Source organism: Chloroflexota bacterium (assembly GCA_016887485.1).
Classification (GTDB): Bacteria; Chloroflexota; Anaerolineae; order Anaerolineales; family Anaerolineaceae; genus Brevifilum.
Window position 1 is genome coordinate 1781767 of sequence record CP069394.1, and the last position, 17875, is coordinate 1799641.

The 17875-nt window shown below is 49.7% G+C and carries 15 protein-coding genes and 1 tRNA gene; 5 read left to right on the top strand and 11 right to left on the bottom strand.

Translation table 11 applies throughout. The features are described 5' to 3' along the window. Positions 1–85: 85 nt before the first annotated feature. The 6 genes from JR338_08125 to JR338_08150 form a co-directional block, all read right to left on the bottom strand. Positions 86–643, bottom strand: a complete 558-nt coding sequence (locus JR338_08125) for a hypothetical protein (protein ID QRN82399.1) — start codon at positions 641–643, stop codon at positions 86–88. Positions 644–653: 10 nt separating this feature from the next. Then, on the bottom strand, positions 654–1547 hold the full coding sequence (locus tag JR338_08130; GenBank protein ID QRN82400.1) for an ROK family protein: 894 nt from the start codon (positions 1545–1547) through the stop codon (positions 654–656). A 30-nt stretch (positions 1548–1577) separates the two neighbouring features. After that, a complete protein-coding gene (locus JR338_08135) occupies positions 1578–2456 on the bottom strand; it encodes a tagatose-bisphosphate aldolase (protein ID QRN84390.1) in 879 nt (292 codons plus the stop codon). Positions 2457–2532: 76 nt separating this feature from the next. Then, positions 2533–3303, bottom strand: coding sequence for a sugar ABC transporter ATP-binding protein (locus tag JR338_08140; GenBank protein QRN84391.1), 771 nt, complete (start codon positions 3301–3303; stop codon positions 2533–2535). Between the two features lie 23 nt (positions 3304–3326). After that, positions 3327–4469 carry an ABC transporter permease gene (locus tag JR338_08145; protein ID QRN82401.1) on the bottom strand — a complete coding sequence of 381 codons (1143 nt, stop codon included), beginning with the start codon at positions 4467–4469 and terminating at the stop codon, positions 3327–3329. 72 nt (positions 4470–4541) lie between these two features. Next, positions 4542–5603: a substrate-binding domain-containing protein gene (locus tag JR338_08150; protein QRN82402.1), complete on the bottom strand. Its 1062-nt coding sequence runs from the start codon at positions 5601–5603 to the stop codon at positions 4542–4544. Positions 5604–5907: 304 nt separating this feature from the next. Here JR338_08150 and JR338_08155 point away from each other — a divergent pair, with 304 nt between their 5' ends. After that, positions 5908–6651, top strand: a complete 744-nt coding sequence (locus tag JR338_08155; GenBank protein ID QRN82403.1) for a GntR family transcriptional regulator — start codon at positions 5908–5910, stop codon at positions 6649–6651. A gap of 706 nt (positions 6652–7357) precedes the next feature. On the opposite strand, the gene JR338_08160 is transcribed toward JR338_08155, so the two are convergent. The 5 genes from JR338_08160 to JR338_08180 form a co-directional block, all read right to left on the bottom strand. Beyond that, positions 7358–7813 carry a hypothetical protein gene (locus JR338_08160; GenBank protein QRN82404.1) on the bottom strand — a complete coding sequence of 152 codons (456 nt, stop codon included), beginning with the start codon at positions 7811–7813 and terminating at the stop codon, positions 7358–7360. 988 nt (positions 7814–8801) lie between these two features. Further along, positions 8802–8873, bottom strand: a tRNA-Gly gene (locus tag JR338_08165). A gap of 46 nt (positions 8874–8919) precedes the next feature. Beyond that, positions 8920–10356 (bottom strand): Asp-tRNA(Asn)/Glu-tRNA(Gln) amidotransferase subunit GatB, encoded by a 1437-nt coding sequence (gatB, locus tag JR338_08170; GenBank protein ID QRN84392.1) that lies wholly within the window; start codon positions 10354–10356, stop codon positions 8920–8922. A 35-nt stretch (positions 10357–10391) separates the two neighbouring features. After that, the gene (gene gatA / locus JR338_08175; protein QRN82405.1) at positions 10392–11978 is read right to left on the bottom strand and encodes an Asp-tRNA(Asn)/Glu-tRNA(Gln) amidotransferase subunit GatA; all 1587 of its coding nucleotides are present in this window, start codon (positions 11976–11978) and stop codon (positions 10392–10394) included. A 4-nt stretch (positions 11979–11982) separates the two neighbouring features. Next, complete coding sequence (locus JR338_08180) at positions 11983–12303, bottom strand: aspartyl/glutamyl-tRNA amidotransferase subunit C (protein QRN82406.1); 321 nt, start codon at positions 12301–12303, stop codon at positions 11983–11985. Between the two features lie 401 nt (positions 12304–12704). On the opposite strand from JR338_08180, the gene JR338_08185 reads away from it, so the two are divergent. The 4 genes from JR338_08185 to JR338_08200 all read left to right on the top strand — a co-directional run bounded on the left by JR338_08185 (position 12705) and on the right by JR338_08200 (position 17740). Then, a complete protein-coding gene (locus JR338_08185; protein QRN82407.1) occupies positions 12705–13712 on the top strand; it encodes a hypothetical protein in 1008 nt (335 codons plus the stop codon). A gap of 211 nt (positions 13713–13923) precedes the next feature. After that, positions 13924–14943 (top strand): hypothetical protein, encoded by a 1020-nt coding sequence (locus JR338_08190; GenBank protein ID QRN82408.1) that lies wholly within the window; start codon positions 13924–13926, stop codon positions 14941–14943. A gap of 55 nt (positions 14944–14998) precedes the next feature. Further along, complete coding sequence (locus tag JR338_08195) at positions 14999–15619, top strand: class I SAM-dependent methyltransferase (GenBank protein ID QRN82409.1); 621 nt, start codon at positions 14999–15001, stop codon at positions 15617–15619. 12 nt (positions 15620–15631) lie between these two features. Then, positions 15632–17740: a glycosyltransferase family 39 protein gene (locus JR338_08200; protein ID QRN82410.1), complete on the top strand. Its 2109-nt coding sequence runs from the start codon at positions 15632–15634 to the stop codon at positions 17738–17740. Positions 17741–17875: the final 135 nt, after the last annotated feature.

Here is a 17875-nt window from a genome sequence, read left to right on the forward strand (position 1 = left end):
CAAAACAATAAGGGGAAAATGCCCAGTGCACCCCTGGCCGGATAAACCGGCCAGGGGTTGGGAGCACTAATAATTTATAACAACTCTAAAACAAATTTTCATCCAACCATTGATGCAAATCATTAAAATCAATCGTTGAAAAGTCACCAGTATCAATGTCATACATCGGGCAAAAATCCATCGGGACCACGGTCTTGGAACGCTCGGCCAGTTCATCGCCAAATTCCGCACCGGGGTGTGCAGAGTGGCGCAGCCCAACGCGAGAAATATAACGCTCTTTCAGAATTTCCCCTGCTGCATGGCACCAGATCTCAACTGCCTTATCAGCGCCAACGCTCTCCAGTCCTGCCTTCACATCCTCATTGGGCGGCAAGCCAAACCATGCATCCAACACGACAATGGCATCCTTAGGGAAATCGCGAATCTCCGCCCAGATGATTTTCTTACAGGTCCTGCTCAGTGTCCGGTTATATTCACGGTCACCGACGCCTAGTTCATCAAACATGGGTTCCTTGAGCATATCCAGAGTGATCAAAGGGGCATGGTAATATTCGGCGATATCCCGTCCAATCGAGGTTTTACCTGTCGCAGGCAAACCATTCACCATTATTATTTTTCGTTGGGTCTTATTCTCATTATTCATTTGTCATAACCTAATTTCGCAGCTGGCTGACTTTATGCCTGGCATATAAACCGGCACCAATCACGCCGGCATCATCCCCAAGCTGACAATGCTTTACATCGTAAACAAACCATTCGGATTCGGCAGTTGTAAGCTCTTTGACGAGTTGGCAAGCCGCCTCTCCCAATCCTCCGCCAATCAGGATCAGATCAGAGCCCAAAGTGGCACAAATCGAATCCATTGCACGACGTAAGGGACTGACCCACTTCAGCAGCAATTCTTTTGCTTCAAGGTGCCCTTGCCCGGCCATCTTCGCTAGCGTTTGGACCTTGATATCCTTGGTGAAACTTGAATTCAGAATTATTTTATGAAGAGCGGTCCCTGAACTGGTCGTTTCGACACAACCTCGTCGGCCGCAATTACAGAGATCGCCATTCATCTTGACGGTGATATGTCCTAACTGGGCAGAGCAGCCATTGCCATAGAACAACTCGCCATCTGAGGCGATTGCGCCCCCAATGCCGGTCCCAATAGTCAGTAAGGCAATTTCCTGATGGCTCTTGGCGGCACCAATTTGGATTTCAGCGAATAAGGCCATATTGGGGTCTGTACCCAGGAAAAATGGGAGGTCCGTCCAACTTGCAAAAACATCGACAAGATTCACATTAGCAAAATCCAGAAAGCCCGCCGACAAGACCAGTCCGGTTTCATGATCCACCCGACCCGGGAAGCCAAAGCCAATACCCAACACATCCGGATCCAACATACCCTGAACAGCTTCGTGGATCAAATCCAGCAGTTCTTCCCGTGTTTTGGGAACTCGGGACTTAACAAACTCCAGAATGGTTCCATCCGCTGTGATTTTCCCAATGCGGACATTCGTCCCGCCCAGGTCAATCCCGATCGTCGTTTGTGTTTCTTCCATCGGTACTTTATTCATCCTGTTATTGTACAACTAGCCCAACAGATTAAGGATCTCATTCAAGCGGGGTTGGCCTTTTTCCTTAAGGTCTGCCTTCATTTTCTCAGCATCCAATGCAACACAGTCTTTCCACAATGACCGGCCGGCGATAGCGCCAATGGCGCCGTTATCCATCGCAGCCTTCAATTGTTCGATAAAGACCTCATGGTCAACGCCCTGTGAAAGCACAGCCCAAGGCACGCCTTTCATGGCAGCCGTGACCTTTGCAGAGGCTTCTCCAGAACCAGGATACTGCAATTTCAGGAATTTTGCGCCATTCTCAACCGCCAGTTTCGCTGAATTTAGGATCAATTCAGGTTTGAGTTTGAGATAATCCTCTTCCGTCTCGTTTTCCAGGCGGTAAACCAGGATCTCAACCACCAGCAGGACATTTTCCTTTTCAAATTCTTCTACAGTTTTCTTAATCAGGCTCTGGGCAAAGGAATCGCCATCATCCTTGTCCGGCCGCATGAAAACCAACAATTTACCAGCGTCACCGCCTAAATCTCTCACTTTTCGGGCATTGACACCTTCGACAACCCGAGATTCTCTCAACCCGGAATTATCACCGCGATCATAGCCGGAAGCGTCCAGGCTGACGATGAGGGCGGTATCTCTGGATAAAACACCGGTATCAACTGCTTTGGGCAGCGCACATTCAGGATCCAATAATAGTGCAGGGGCAAAATTACCCAGGCCTTCAACCAACCGGCATTTCACATCCCCAAGGTCATCATTTGAAATTTCATCTGCCTGGTCACCATTATTTCTCATAGCAGCTCGCATGCTGTTGCGTTGATCCATTGCAACCACCAGCATTTTCCCACTGTCAGAACATATTCGTTGGAATGCCCGAAGCTCTGATGTTGTCATTAATGAAGCTAGTTCTGTCTTTTGGTTACTCATAAAAATATCCTCTAATCTTTATTCTTTGAGGTTTTTGTCTTTTCTATTCGTTCTCGTTGCCAACCATAAACGACACAATTTCCTTATCATTGGTTGTGTGCGCTTCAATATCCGCCACCTTGACGCCGCGCCGCAAAACAATGATCCGGTCTGCGATTGCGAAGACATCGCGCATGTTGTGGCTAATAAGGATGATTGGCATCCCCCGTTCCTTCAGCTTGTTGACAAGCTCATAAACTTTTCTTTGTTCCGGAACGCCCAGGGCTGCTGTAGGCTCATCCATAATCAGTAGTTTTGCATTCCAATAGATGGACCGTGAAATGGCAACTGCCTGACGCTGACCGCCGGAGAGTTCTCTAATTGGCCGAGTCAACCCGGGGATTTTGATATCCAATTCTTTCAGAATATTTCTGGCTTCTTCCTGCATTTTTCGCTTATTTAATGTAGGGAAGATACCCAGCTTCTTCGTGGATACTTCTTTCCCCAGGAAAATATTATCCGCCGCATTCAGGTTCGTCGCGAGGGCCAAGTCCTGATAAATAGTTTCAATCCCTGCATTCCTTGCATCCAGGGGCGTTGAAAAAGAGACCTTTTTCCCATCAACGTACATCTCGCCTTCATCCGGCGAATAGACACCTGAAATCATTTGGATCATAGTCGATTTACCAGCGCCATTATCACCGACGAGTCCAACAACCTCGCCAGGATTGATATGGAAGCTGACACGGTTAACCGCCACCAGGCCGCCAAAATGCTTGGTTAGCCCAACGCATTTGAGAACCGGAGCCTGTTCATTCTCGGAAGGAGCGCTCATTGTATTTTTTATCTTCTGCTCTTTCATTTGACCGCCTGCTTCTTTAATTGGTCAATAATGACCGCGAATATGATGATCACCCCAACCGCCACATATTGATAGAAGGGATCGATGCCAACAATGATCAGCCCGTTTTGAATGAAGGCAATGATCAGGGTCCCCAGGAGGGTGCCAATCAAGGTCCCTTCGCCACCTAACAGGGACGCGCCGCCCACGACCACGGCAGCCACCGAGTTCAGGTTGAGCGCATCTCCCGCTGCGGCAACACCGCCTGAATAGCGCATGACATAAAAGAAACCAGCGATACCGGCCATCAGCCCGGAGAAGATGTAGACCTTCTGCAAAATTTTATTGACGGGAATGCCTGCCCGTAATGCAGCCCGCACATTCCCACCCACAGCATAAACATGCTGACCAAATTTTGTTTTGGAGAGCACCCAGTGGGAAATCAGGATGATGATCACAAAGTAGATGATCAGGAATGGGATCAGCTTGATGGTGTTTCTCAGATCCATCCCGGTCAATCCTTCAGGAAGATTAAAGAACGAAAAGCCTGCGGTAGGATGGATATAGATCAGATAACCGTTGGCAAAATGACCCACATCAGGGAAATTGATGCTCACGGGTGGCCCACCGGAGAGGATATAACCAAGCCCTCTCGCAATGCCGTACATACCCAATGTCGCAATAAATGGCGGTACTTTAAGTTTCGAGATGACGACCCCATTGACCAAACCGGCCAGGATCCCAATGATAGCCGCCGTAAAAAAGCCTGTCGCAATCACGTAAATCAGGTTGGCATCCAAAGCGAACTGGCGCATCACCAGTGAAGCAACAACGCTGGCCAAGCCCATCACCCAACCTGTCGAGAGGTCAATCCCCCCGGTAATAATGACTAATGTCTGCCCAATCGCCAGGACCAAAAGCATGGCATTATTGGCAAGAACTGCTTGAAAGTTATCCAGGCTCAGAAAGCCTGGGGCAAAAGAAAACCCAGTCAGAAGCAGAACCAGAAAAACAAGTACCCAATATTTACCGATGAGAAGAAGCGTCTTCGATCCAATGCCCGATTTCGCAACATAGCTGCCGGATTCCACACCCTGCTTCTGATCCTGTGGTGAGGAAATCGCTGATGATGATTCATTACTCTTCTTAAATAATTTCATGCGAATAAATACTCCTAATACCTTCCTGAGAAGATCTCAGGAAGGTATTTTAGGTTGAAAATTATGTTGAGATTATTCTGACTTGTAGATCGCGTTCTGAGCTTCATCAGTATCGACGTTGTCACGGGTGATGACGACAAAGGGTGTGTTGACCCGTGCCGGAATGTCATCCGTGTTGCCCATCAGTGCATCATAAGCATATTGTACAGCCAGTTCGCCGATCAGAGCGGGTTGCTGGGCGATGACCATGTCGATCACGCCGTTGCGCAGGTCAACAATGGCCTGTTCGGGAGCATCAAAGGAGGCAATCTTCACGATACCTTCGAGGCCGGCGCTCTTGATGGCAGCGGCAGCGCCCTGGGCACTGAAGAGGTTGGCACCAAAGATGGCGCTTAGTTCAGGTTCTTTTTCCAGCATAGCCTGGGTCTGGGTTGTTGCAATCGGGGCACTGCTTTCGGTGTAGTCCACACCAGCGAGGGTCACGGTGTCAACAGCGTCGATGGCGGCAATACAACCATCACGGCGGGCGATGTCAGAAGGAACATTGGCGGTTGAGGTCAAAATATAGATGGAGCCTTCCCCACCGATTTCTTCGATCAGAGCTTCGCAGGCGATCTTTCCGCCCTCGTAGTTGTCAGAGGCAATCACGGAGTAGGGGAATGTCACGGAACCATTGGCATAGTCGCCATCGCCGATGTATTGGTCGGTGGTGATGACGGGAATACCGGATTCATAGGCCCGTTGCAGGGGAGCAATCATAGCCTGAGGATCATTGGGGACAGCGATCAGAGCATCAATACCGCGGGCCAGCATAGCATCAATGATGGGGGTCTGCACAGCAGGATCCCATTTTGAGGGGCCATCAGCGATAAAGTTCACGCCCAATTCTTCAGCTTTCGCCCGGGCGCCTTTTTCCATGGTGATATAGAAGGCATCGCCCTGAATACCATAGACCAATGCAATGGTCAGGTCTTCGGGATTCACAGCTTCTTCAACCTCTTCGGTTTCTTCAACGACAGCCGCTTCGGTCTCATCGACAACCGCATCGGTGGGTTCAGCAGCAGACTGGCAGCCAGCTACCAACATCGAGAAGATGACAAGTAAAACACTAACAACCAACAAACTCTTTTTCATTTTTTCTAAAACTCCTTAAATGGATAGATCTGGTGATTTCTTCCCCAAAAAGTGACAAAATTCTAAAGTTAGATTTCTCCTCCTTCCATAGGATAACGCTCTAGACATAACCACTAAAAAATCGTTTACTAATTTTTGACTAGAACATATAATCAATTTAGAATTATTCCTATAACTTCTGTTAACGTACGAGGTGTTTCATTACTGCGAGGTTAAGGTTGCATTAACTGATATTATCATATTATAATAAGATTATAAGAAAGGATTATCGTTTTGTCAATGGAGAGAATACATGAATGAGGTTATGAATAAAATTGATTTTTCAAGTTCTGTCCCCTACTACGCCCAATTGAAAGAACTTATTAAGTCAGAAATCACTGATGGGATTTGGCGAAACGAAGAAAACCTCCCTAGCCATTCGGAAATTTGTGACCTTTATGACGTCAGTAAGTCTGTCGTACGGCAGGCATTAAGGGAACTGGAGCTGGAGGGGTTCATTGTCCAGCGTCGCGGGAAACTCACTGAAATTCTTAACAAGAAAATTTCGGGTGATCTCCTGCAGAAATTATCCGGCACCTACCAAAACATGACCCGGTTGGGCATCAACCCCGTCACTAAAGTACTCTTAAACGAAGTGGTCATAGCGCCCACCTCCGTTTGTGACCGCCTGGGCCTGGAACCCGGCAGCAAGGCCGTCAAACTGCACCGCCTGCGTTTCGTCGAGAACGAACCCTTTGCCTTCATGCGCTCCTATGTCCCCTTTGACCTCTGCCCAAAGATTGCCGAGATCGACCTGACCGGCAAATCCCTTCTGGAAGAGATCCGCAGGGAATACGGCTATGAGATCGATTCCAGCCGCCGCTCCATTGAGGCCGTGCTCGCAAACGAAGACGAGGCACGCCTTTTGGAAGTCCCGATTGGGTCCGCCTTATTACTCTATAAATCTGTTTCCTACCTAAAGAATGGACGGGGGATTGGCTCCACCAAAGTCCTCTTCCGGGGTGACCGGACTAAATTCGAAGTTGAGATTGGGAATTTTAGGGATTAAGTCCTTTTGTCCCAGCAAACTGAATAAAGTAAGTGAACAACGCCGACCCAGGGATCCTTGGAGGTCGGAATGGGCCATTTATTGTGGAAACTAATGAAATAGGGTGGATTTGCTTTGACCGGTGGGTCAGGGACCAACGCTATGGACTCAGGAGACTGGAATGAATAATTATTTACCAATAATTTCTATGATAATTTTTATCCTCGTTGCTTGCGGTTCAATGATTATGAATGTTTATCTATTGAGGTACTCGAAAGATAAATGGATAAACACACTTTTGAGAGCATTATTAATATTTAACTCCCTTTTCTTTCTAGCTTCTATCCCAACTCTATTTGGGACGACTATAGGATATGTAGTGGCACTTATTCCAGTGATATTAGTTATTAGTCTCTTCATTTCTTTTGGAAGTTTCCTATATATGGAACTTCTTAAAAAATGTTAAGTGGTAAGAATGGTAATAATAAAGATAAACAATAATTGCCATTCACGATTCATAATCTCAACCAGCCAAACCTGGTCGAGTAATAATGGCGGGGAAAATTGGCTGGAAGCCAGCCATAACAGTTTATTGTCTCAGCCCTATGCTAAAGATCGACCAAACCTGGCCATTGGGAAATTATTGCAAGTGGTTGATTTTCCTTTGACTGGTGGGTCAGCGACCCACCCTACATTCTTTTCTCTCTCTTGAGCAAACAATTTTCAATTATTTCCCGATCTTCCAAAATGGTTTCTTCTTGCCCGCATCAGTGACCTCCGGCCAATCCGTCCAGATGAGCCCACCACCGCCCTTTTCCTGAAGAGCGATCGCGAATTTGGCAGCAACATCCGGCAAATATTGGTCATTGACACCCGGGTCAATATAACGGCCAAACGTGGAAATAACCTCTCTAGCCTGTTTTTTAGTAAATTTCCCCATCAAGTACACCAAAACGATGCGGTTCAGATCTGTCATCAGGTGCAGCTTGGCGATAACACCATCAGGCATCTTAATCCCGCGGTTATCCACAATTGAAAAGGATAAATTTTCAAAAGCCTTCATCGTACTCTCTTGCGTCTTGAAATAGGTAATGAAATTAATCCACATTTTGTTATCTTCACGGACCTTCATCCCCCAAAAATTATCCAGTGCCTCATACGATTGTTTTAAATTTTCATCCATTACTATCTCCTTTTTCAGATATAAGGTTATTACACCTATTGGCTGATAACAACAATAAAAAAGGCACCAGTAAAATCGTGTCAGGTCGAAACGGGGCTCCGTTAAACAGATCCATCAGGTCACAACACCACCAAATATACGGTGGATATTTGATCCTCATTTAATATTTTATAGGATTGTTCGATATTAAACAAATTTGCGTCCTTATCCCCAATAAACCGATTTGGATACTATAATAATATTTGGAGGGATTGGGAGGATTATTGGCAGAGGGGCAAGGAAATGCCCCGGCACCAAGTATTACCGAATTACACAAGGCTTAGATCTAGAAGGAAATTGAAGACTTCGAGAGACTTGGGTGTGGAACATCGAATCTACTTACCATTTGGCAATTGCCTGAATGGATTCGAGCCGCATCAGGCGTATGCCAGTGTTCGGGAGGTCCCTACTTACCGATGTTTCCTTTAAACCGATACCATTGTACCGTGAAGGGAAATATAAGATCCTGGACCCGAGAAGAACACGATAAATGTTTTTTATTATCCATTACTGATCCAGTGGAGCATTTGATAAATGAAAGGAATCTGTAGAAATGAAATTAACTGATGTCGGGATAACCCTTATTATTATGACGTTGTTCTTCTTTTATGAATACATGTTCAGAGGGTTAAAAGTTTTAATCAAAGATAAAGAATTAACCTTATTCCCTGATAATTTCTACAGGTTAATCACTAGGATATTTTTAAAAATTGAAATACCATACAGACTTAAAAGAGAGAAAATGGTAGCGTATGTGGGAGTCTTTCTATCTGGTGTGTCTTATACTTTGCTATCATTTTATTTTATTAGTATAACTTAATCAGCAAGATAGCTCTCATAAGGGCTCTGTACTTTGTAACTCCTCAATCCTTATCGGGCCCATTACCAGCAAATCACCACTCTCAATGAGACCGTGACTCTTCGGTTTATCTCACGATTAAAACAAAAAAGCGGGCGACCGGATTCGAACCGGCGAATGTCAGCTTGGAAGGCTGATGCCTTACCACTTGGCGACGCCCGCAAATAGTGCCACTCTATTTTACGCGAATCGGACTATTCGGTCAACCTTAGCCCTTCAACGCTTTTTGCAGCAGCTCCCGGCTTGCTTTCGGGTCAGCTTTCCCGCGGGTTTCCCGCATCACCTGCCCCATGAACCAACCAAACAGTCCTTCCTTACCGCTGCGATAGTTGGCAACTTCATCCGGATTCTCGGCCAGGATCTTGTCAATCACCACCAGCAGCGCGGAATCATCGCTGACCTGCGCCAGGCCTTCTGCTTCCACAATGACTACCGGGGACTTACCAGTCTCCTGCACCTTACCTAACAGCGCCTTGCCGGTAGCGTTATTGATCGTGCCGCCTTCGACCAGTTTGATCACTGCCGCCAGGTCTTCCGGCTTCAGCACCAGTTCATCGGCGCTCACGCCCAGGTCATTCTGCATCCGCAAAACTTCATTCATGATCCAGTTCGAGACCACTTTCGGGTCGCCGCCATAGGCTTTAATCGCGGCCTCCGTATATTCCGAGATCGGCCGGTCAGCCGTCAGGATGTCGGCGTCATATTCCGGCAGGTCAAATTCGCTCATGAACCGCGCCAGGCGTGTCAGCGGCAGTTCCGGCAGTGAGGCCACCACCTCATCCCGCCATTCGTCGGTCAGCTCCAGCGGGAGCAGATCAGGTTCGCGGAAATAACGGTAATCCGCCTCGGTCTCTTTTGAACGCATCTTGGTCAGCTTACCCTTGGCATCATCCCAATCCAGTGTCCAGGCTTCAATTTTGCCGCCCGCTTCAACCACTTCGATCTGGCGTTCAACTTCCTTGTTGATCGCGGCCCGCACGGCCTCAATCGAGTTCACGTTCTTGATCTCGGTCTTGGTGTTCAGATGCATGCTGCCCACCGGACGGATCGAAACGTTGGCATCACAGCGCAGGTGGCCCTTTTCCATGTTCGCTTCTGAGATGCCGATCCAGCGCAATAACTGGCGCAAGCGGATCAGATATTCCGCGGCCTCATCCGCTGAGCGCAGGTCCGGGCCGGTGACCATTTCCACCAGGGGCACGCCGCAGCGATTAAAGTCCACATACCTCACGCCGTGTTCATATTTGGTCTTGCCGGCGTCTTCTTCCAGATGCAGCTTTTCAATATTCACCTTACGCTCGCTGCCATCCGGCATCGGCAGGTCGAGGTAACCGCCTTTACCCAGCGATAGATCAAATTGGGAAATCTGGTATCCCTTGGGCAGGTCCGGGTAGAAGTAATTCTTGCGATCAAAGAAAGAGGTCAGCCGGATCTCGGAGTGCATGGCGGCAGCCAGCAGTGCGCCCTTCTCAACCGCAGCCTCATTCAGCACAGGCAGCACACCTGGCAGCCCGGTGCAGACCGGGCAGATATTGGTGTTGGGTTCATCCTCCCAGGAGTCCGCTTTGCAGGAGCAGAAAATCTTGGTAGTGGTGTTCAGTTGGATATGGGTCTCTAACCCAATAATTACTTCATAATCGGTCATCGTGTTGTCCTTCACGTTATCCGGAGAGTTCTTCTTTACCGCAACACTGCGGGTTTGATTTTTCGCCAATCCTCATCCGCCGTAGCATCCTCAAAAGCCTGTCCCGCCTGGAAGAGCGTCTCTTCAGCGAAATCAGGCGCCAGGAACTGCACGCCGATTGGCAGTCCATCCGAGGCGATCCCACCGGGCAGCGAGATGCCGGGGATGCCGGCATGGTTGGCGGGTACGGTAAGTTGGTCAGCATACTGCATCAGGACCGAGTCGCCGTAGACATCCGCCATCTTGAACGCGGTGGTGGGCGTGGTGGGTGTGAGCAAGGCGTCCAGCTTATAATCGCCATCCGGTGCAAAGACGGCGTCAAAATCCGAGCGGATCAGGCTGCGGATTCGCAGCGCACGGGCGTAATATTGTTCAGCATATTGTGCAGCGCTGACATACATTCCCATCAGGATGCGCAGTTTGGGCTGCAGGCCAAAACCTTCCGCCCGGGTCAGCCGGTACATCTCCTTGAGGTCACGGTAATCACTCTGGGTCCGGTAGCCATATTTCACGCCGTCAAAGCGGTGCAGGTTGGAAGCGGCTTCCACCCGGCTGATCACGAAATAGGCCGGGATGCCATAAGCTGTATTGGGCATCGGGACGTCTTCCACAATCTCCGCGCCCATTTTCGCCAGCACATCTGCGGCATGCAAGGTGGCGGATTTGATCTCTTCCGGCAGATCCTGCACAACCAGGTCACCCGTTTCCGGGTCCGGGAAGGTGATCTGCATATAATCCGGCGAAAGCCCAATCCGCATCCCCTTCACACCTTTACCCAGATTGGCCAGGTAGTCTGGCACAAGCACAGTCGCGGCGGTGCTGTCATGCGGGTCAGCGCCTGCCATAGCACCCAGCATCAGAGCAGCATCACGTACATTGTTCGCCACCGGGCCGGGGCAATCCAGCGAAGAGCCAAAAGCGATCAGCCCATAACGGGAGACACGGCCATAGGTCGGTTTGAGCCCGACCACACCGCAAAAAGCGGCCGGTTGACGGATCGAACCCGCGGTATCCGTCCCGAGGGAGAGCATCGCCTCTCCCGCGGCCACAGAAGCCGTGGAGCCACCGGAAGACCCGCCGGGCACATGATCGGTGTCCCAGGGGTTGCGGGTGGAGGGTTGGAAAGCGGATGATTCGCTTGAAGAGCCATAGGTGAACTCATCCAGGTTCACCTTGCCCAGGTTGATCGCTCCTGCCGCTTCCAGCCGCTGCACAGCAGTGGCCGTGTAGGGCGCAGTAAAGTTCGCCAGAATGCGGGAGGCCGCAGTCGAGGGTGTTCCCTTGACGGTGAAGATGTCCTTCACGGACAGCGGCACACCGGCCAGCGGGCCAACTTCCTCACCCGCTTTTACCTTCGCATCCACTACTTCGGCCTGCTTGATGGCCGTCTTGGCAGTGAGTGTGATGAACGCGTGGACCTTCTCCCGGTCCTCATCGGTCAGCTCACCGTAATCGAGGGTGCCGGGCTGACCGTCCACAGCGGCGATCCGCTCCAGAGCAGCTTCCAGCACTTCCATCGCTGAGAGCTCACCGGATTTGACCTTTTGAGCCGTTTCAAATGCAGTTAATTCAGTCAATGCCATAGTGTCAGTCCAGTTTCGTATGGGGAATATCCGGGACGATAATGTAGCGGTTCTCGACCTGAGGCGCCTGAGACAGGATCTCATCCGGGTTCTCACAGGGTTCCCATTCATCGGCACGCAGGCCGGTGCGGGTCTCAGCGGTGTAGGTCACGCCGTGCGAGGCCAAGGGCACGTCCTCCGGCAGGGGGACGCTGGTCAGGTGGTGGACCGCTTTCAATTGGTTATTGAGCTGCTTGCGCAGATATTCCGCCTCGTCCGGGTCAAAGGCAAAAGCCGCCAGGTCAACCAGATGTTCAAAAAGTTCAGGGGTTATTTCATCAGTCATTGTTTTTTCCAGTGCTTAGTTTTTGCGTTAACTACATGCTGGATTGTCTAAAATTACCGTATTCTGGATCACAGCATTCTGATGATATATGATACCTTAAACTCACTCGCTGAAGGGCACCGGTTTGAAAGGATATCCCCTCAGCCACCCTTCTGTTAGAATTAAAATACCGATTCAGATCCAATTTGCGTCCAAGGGAGGACCATGCCAACCATCATCCTGCGCCCCAAGACTACGGGCTTTTATAAATTCCTGAGCCCATTCCTTAGTAATAGCAGGTTGGGAAATCAGCCTACAATTTAGATCAGGGAGAACCCCATAATTAATCTTCATAACATAGAAAATTGTTATTTTAGACCTAATGTGATAATAGTAAATCGAATTGGAAGGATTGAAAATTCTTGAACGGGCAAATTCATGAATATGACGGATTGTTATTTGGTAATGGGCTGTCATTAAATTTAATTTCCCAATTGCAGCCTTTAATAAAACCAGATAAACATTATTTGCTTCATATTGATGGTTTCTTAAAAGCCTTTATTACCAATCAATTAAGTCCAAGAGAAGAGTCGCTCATTTTTAAATTGTTTTACGATAAAAAAGACACAACAAACTTACTCTTTTTCAAGAAACTGAAAGAAACTTTCAAACAATATTACACCGCCCATGATTCAAATATTGAATATTGGTTTGGAGCAGATTTATTTACAAAAGAAGAAGAGTGTGATTATGACTACCCGACCATAAGAACTTCTTTCCCATTCTTATACAATATTTGGCATGAAATAATGGTGGATTATTTAACTTATCTGAACTTTACTCAAAAGCTTGAAAATTTTGAAGAATCTATCAAATCATTTGTGAGAAGAGATGCTCGTATATTTACAACGAATTTTGATAGACTATTTGAGGGTTTAAAACCCGACCATATACATGGGTCTTTCGTGAAGGGCATTAAGAAAAAAGAGGAATTAATTTTTACTTTAAGATCGAATAAAACCTTCGATTATAAATGCCTGTGGGGATGGAATGGCATTGGGAAACTAGAAGAAATTTCTAAAATTAGAAAGATTCCCGGTTATGACACATTTTTTGATTTTGACTTCTTCTTTGATGAAAATTTATCTTTGAGAAATCTATTGGTTTATGGTGTTGGGTTTCAAATTTCTGGATATGAGGAAAGACTATCTGCCAGTATCCCTAAATATAAGGAGCCTACAATAGGTGGAATAGTCGATGAGCACCTATTTATTAGGCTAAATGGGATGCAAAACCAGAGACAACTGAAAAAGATTACATTTGCATATTATTCAGATAGTGATTTACGACATTATGAGTATCTATCAGACTATTTTGGTTTGAGTGATGTAGACTTTATAAAATCTTCATCATTGTTGTTTTCCATATAGACATTGATTCAATAACTTCAGTATTCACCAATAACTTTTACATTCCATAAACATATAGTAGTAATCTAAATGCCCCAGATCATAGAATTCTGTTGATATCAGATACCTTAAACTCACTCGCTGGAGGGCACCGTTTTCAATCAAACACTTGCAAAAGGCTTCTGCCTTATAATGAACTCAATCGAAAACATACATAAAGGGAGTTCTCATTGTGACTGCTCTCGCTGAAAACCGTTATATCAGCCTCGAAGGTTCGCCTTATCAGGTCGGATACCAACTTGGTGAACACATGCAGAAAAGCCTGGCAAATAACATCTCACAATATCTGAATGCCGGCCCCCTGCAGGCAGGCGAAATCACGGCTGAACAACTCTCAGCAGGCGCTTTGGAATGGGCCCATTCCCTCCCCCAACGATTTCTTTTGGAAATGGAGGGATTAGCAGATGGTTCCGGTGTGCCCCTCAAGCGAATTGCTGAGTGGGGTTATGCCGACTCCGGAGGCAAAACAGGCTGCAGTGCTTTCCTCCTCCGAACCCGTGATGCGCTCTGGGTCGGGCGGAACAATGACCTCTGGGTGCCTGACCTTTGGGGCTATACCATCCATCGCCAGGTGAACGGAAGATTGGGCACCGTGACCTTTGGGATGCGTGGTGAACTCTACGCCGCAACGGGCGTGAACTCAAGTGGATTATGGCTGCATTACAACTGGCTGCCTGCCCTGGATCAACCTGAAGCGCACGCCTGGACACCCTTCGTCCTCCTGACAGACATCCTTGAAACCTGTGACTCCATTGATGCGGTTGAAGCCAGACTGCGGTCCGAAACCCGGCAGGGCGGTATGTTAATATTCTCAGCCAGTCCCAACGGGAAAGCTGCCATTTTGGAATGTTCCTGCCGCCGGGTTGCCCGCTGCGATCTTGATTCAGGCTTTCTGGTGGGCACAAATCATTACCAATTCATCCCCGAAATGAAAGATGCAATGACGGCCAATCAGAGTTCTCTCCATCGGGCGGAAGCCATGACAACGAAATTGGACGCGTTACCGGAAAATCCGCAACTGAAGGATCTGATCGCTGTCCTGGCGGACCCCAATGTGGAACAACACAGGGAAGATTACGGCACGGTCTATGCCAATCTCTACAATCCAATGAGTCATGACCTTTGGTTCACTTTTGGCGGCTATCCGGCAGCCAGTCATGGAAATTGGCAGCCAGTCCCCGGCCCATTCTGATATAAAATTAAAGGATCTTATCTCTAATATTGACCAGTTATTTCAAGGGAGGACCATGTCAAATATCATCCTGCGCCCTAACGCTGCACCTGTTTACCGATTCCTGAGCACCATCCTGTCGCGTGATCTTGCCCCCGGCAAGATTTTGGATTGCGGCGCAGGTGGCCCGCTGCCACCCCTGGCGATTTTCGCCCAGCAGGGTTTTGATTGCTGGGGCATCGACATCTCGGACCAGCAGCTCGAAAAGGCCAAATCCTATGCCGAAGAGCAGGATTTGACAATCCACCTCCAAAAAGGCGATATGCGCCGGATGCCCTTTGAGAACGCAGATTTTGATTTCGTCTATGAACATTTCGCCATGTGCCACATGAGCAAAGCAGACACCGCCCAATCCATCCGGGAGATGCACCGGGTGTTGAAGCCGGGTGGGTTGTGCTTCCTGGGCTTCATCTCCGATGAATGCTTCCCCAAGAGCGGCTTCGGGGTCGAACAGGCCCCAGGCGAGTATTATGGACAGGAAGGCGACAAGATGACCCTGCACAGCATGTTTTCCGTACCGGAGGCTGAGGGGTTGCTGACCGATTGGAAAATCCTCTCCAAGCAGAAATGGACCTCGTATCAATTAGACGAAGAATCGCAGTATGTGCATCTATACTACATATTGCAGAAAGCCTGAACCGGCCCGGAAATGTCCGATAGCCCAACCTCACCCGTGAGCACTAAGAGCGCCAGCAGCCGCTTGGCCGTCTGGTTGTTCCTGCTGGGGATCGCGGTCTATCTGCTCACCCGGTTGATCGGTCTGGCGGATTTCCCAATATACTTCTTCACCGATGAAGCCATCCAGACCCAGCAAGCCACTGACCTCGTCTCCCGCGGCTTTCGGGACGGCGCAGGGGTCTTCCTGCCTACCTATTTCGAAAACGGCGGGCAGTTCAACCTAAGCCTGTCGGTTTATGCCCAATTGATTCCCACCCTGATCTTTGGCAAGCATGTGTGGGTCACCCGCGGTACCGCCGTGCTGCTCACCTTAGTGGCCGCGGCCAGCCTGGGACTGACGTTCAAAGATGCCTTCAAGAGCCGTACCTGGTGGCTGGCCCCACTGCTGCTGGCGGCCGTCCCCGCGTGGTTCCTGCATTCCCGCACGGCTTTCGAGACCACCCTGATGGTCTCCTTTTACGCCGCCTTTCTCGCCTTCTACCTCCGTTACCGGAGCGATCACCCAGAATTCCTCTACCCAGCATTGATCGCCGGTGCGCTGGCTTTCTATAGTTACAGCCCCGGGCAGGTGATCGTAGTGGTCACCGGGTTGATGCTGCTAGCCGCTGATGCCCGCTATCACTGGCAGCATCGCAAAGCCGCGCTCAAGGGGCTGGCTCTGATCATCCTCCTGGCCCTGCCCTACTTGCGGTTCACACTCACCGAGGGCGGCGCACAGTTCCAACACCTGACGCTGTTAAATTCCTACTGGGTCAAGCCATTCTCCTTTTGGGAGAAGATCGGGATGTACTTCGTCCGCTATCTCAAAGGGCTCAACCCCTTCTATTGGTTCTGGCCCAATCCCTCGTTGATTGAAAGAATCTGGCCTGGTGTCACCCTGCCCACCTGGCTTTTCTCAACCCAGTTCGACCTGGCACGGCACACGATGTTTGGCTACGGGCACATCTTCTGGGCGACCTTCCCCTTCTGGCTGGCAGGGCTGATCCGCTGCATCCGCCGCTTCCGGGACCCTGCCCACCGCACCTTGATCCTTGCCACCCTGGCTGCCCCATCCGGGGCGGCACTTGTCGATTGGGGGATCACCCGCGGGCTGGTCTTCATCATCCCGGCCACGCTGATGATCGCTCTTGGCCTGGAAATGGCCGCGACCTGGCTGCGGTCGAAGTGGCTCCGGCTGAGCCGGACGCTGATCTGGCTGGCTGTGTTCGCGGTTCTCACCGGCTTCAGCTTCTGGATGATGACGGACGCTCTGACCAACGGACCCACCTGGACGGATAATTACGGCCTGGACGGGATGCAGTACGGCGCGCGGCAGGTCTTCCCTCGGGCGGCTGAGATCGCCAAATCCGAAGCGGATACCACCGTCTATGTCAGCTCCACCTGGGCCAACGGCTCGGATGTGCTCCTGCGCTACTTTGCAGACGGCATCCCCAACCTGCAGATGGGAAATATCAACGCCTGGGCGCTGGATTACCGCCCTTTGGATGACAGCATACTGTTCGTGATGACCGAAGATGACCTGGACTTCATCTACTCTTGCGGTAAGTTCACGGATATCAACATAGAAGAAACGCTCGCCTATCCGGATGGCAGCCCAGGATTTTATTTCGTCCGCCTGGCATATGTCCCGGAGATCCTCGATATTCTGGCGCAAGAACGCGAGGCGCGACAGGCCCTGATCACCACCGAGATGCTGCTGGACGGCCGGCAGGTCACCGTGGCGCATTCCGCACTGGACACCAACGAGATCGCCCACGCCTTCGATGGTGACCCCACTACCCTGATCCGCACCCTCGAGGCCAACCCGCTGAAGATCGTCCTGAGTTATCCTGAACCGGTCCAGCTCCAATCCGCCACCCTGCTGATCGGCGGTCCGCCCACCCGGGTCACTGTGGCAGCCTACCTTGCGGGGGACCAGGTCGCCAGCCAAACCCAGGAAGTCGGGCAATCACCGGTCACCCGGGAGCTCACCCTGACCTTTGATGAGCAAGTGACCGTGGACGAAATCCAAATCGAGGTGCTCAGCGTTTACGATGGCGAGATTGCCCACGTGCACCTCTGGGAAATCACGCTGAAATAAAATCTCTTCTCCAAAATATGCATCCAGACCTTTTGGTATAGAAAATGGTCATCAACCTGCTTTCTCATTTATATGAGAACCCCTTTCTGCCTGCCACACTCCGTTTGCAGGCATCCTTCCCCTGGGATCAGGGGA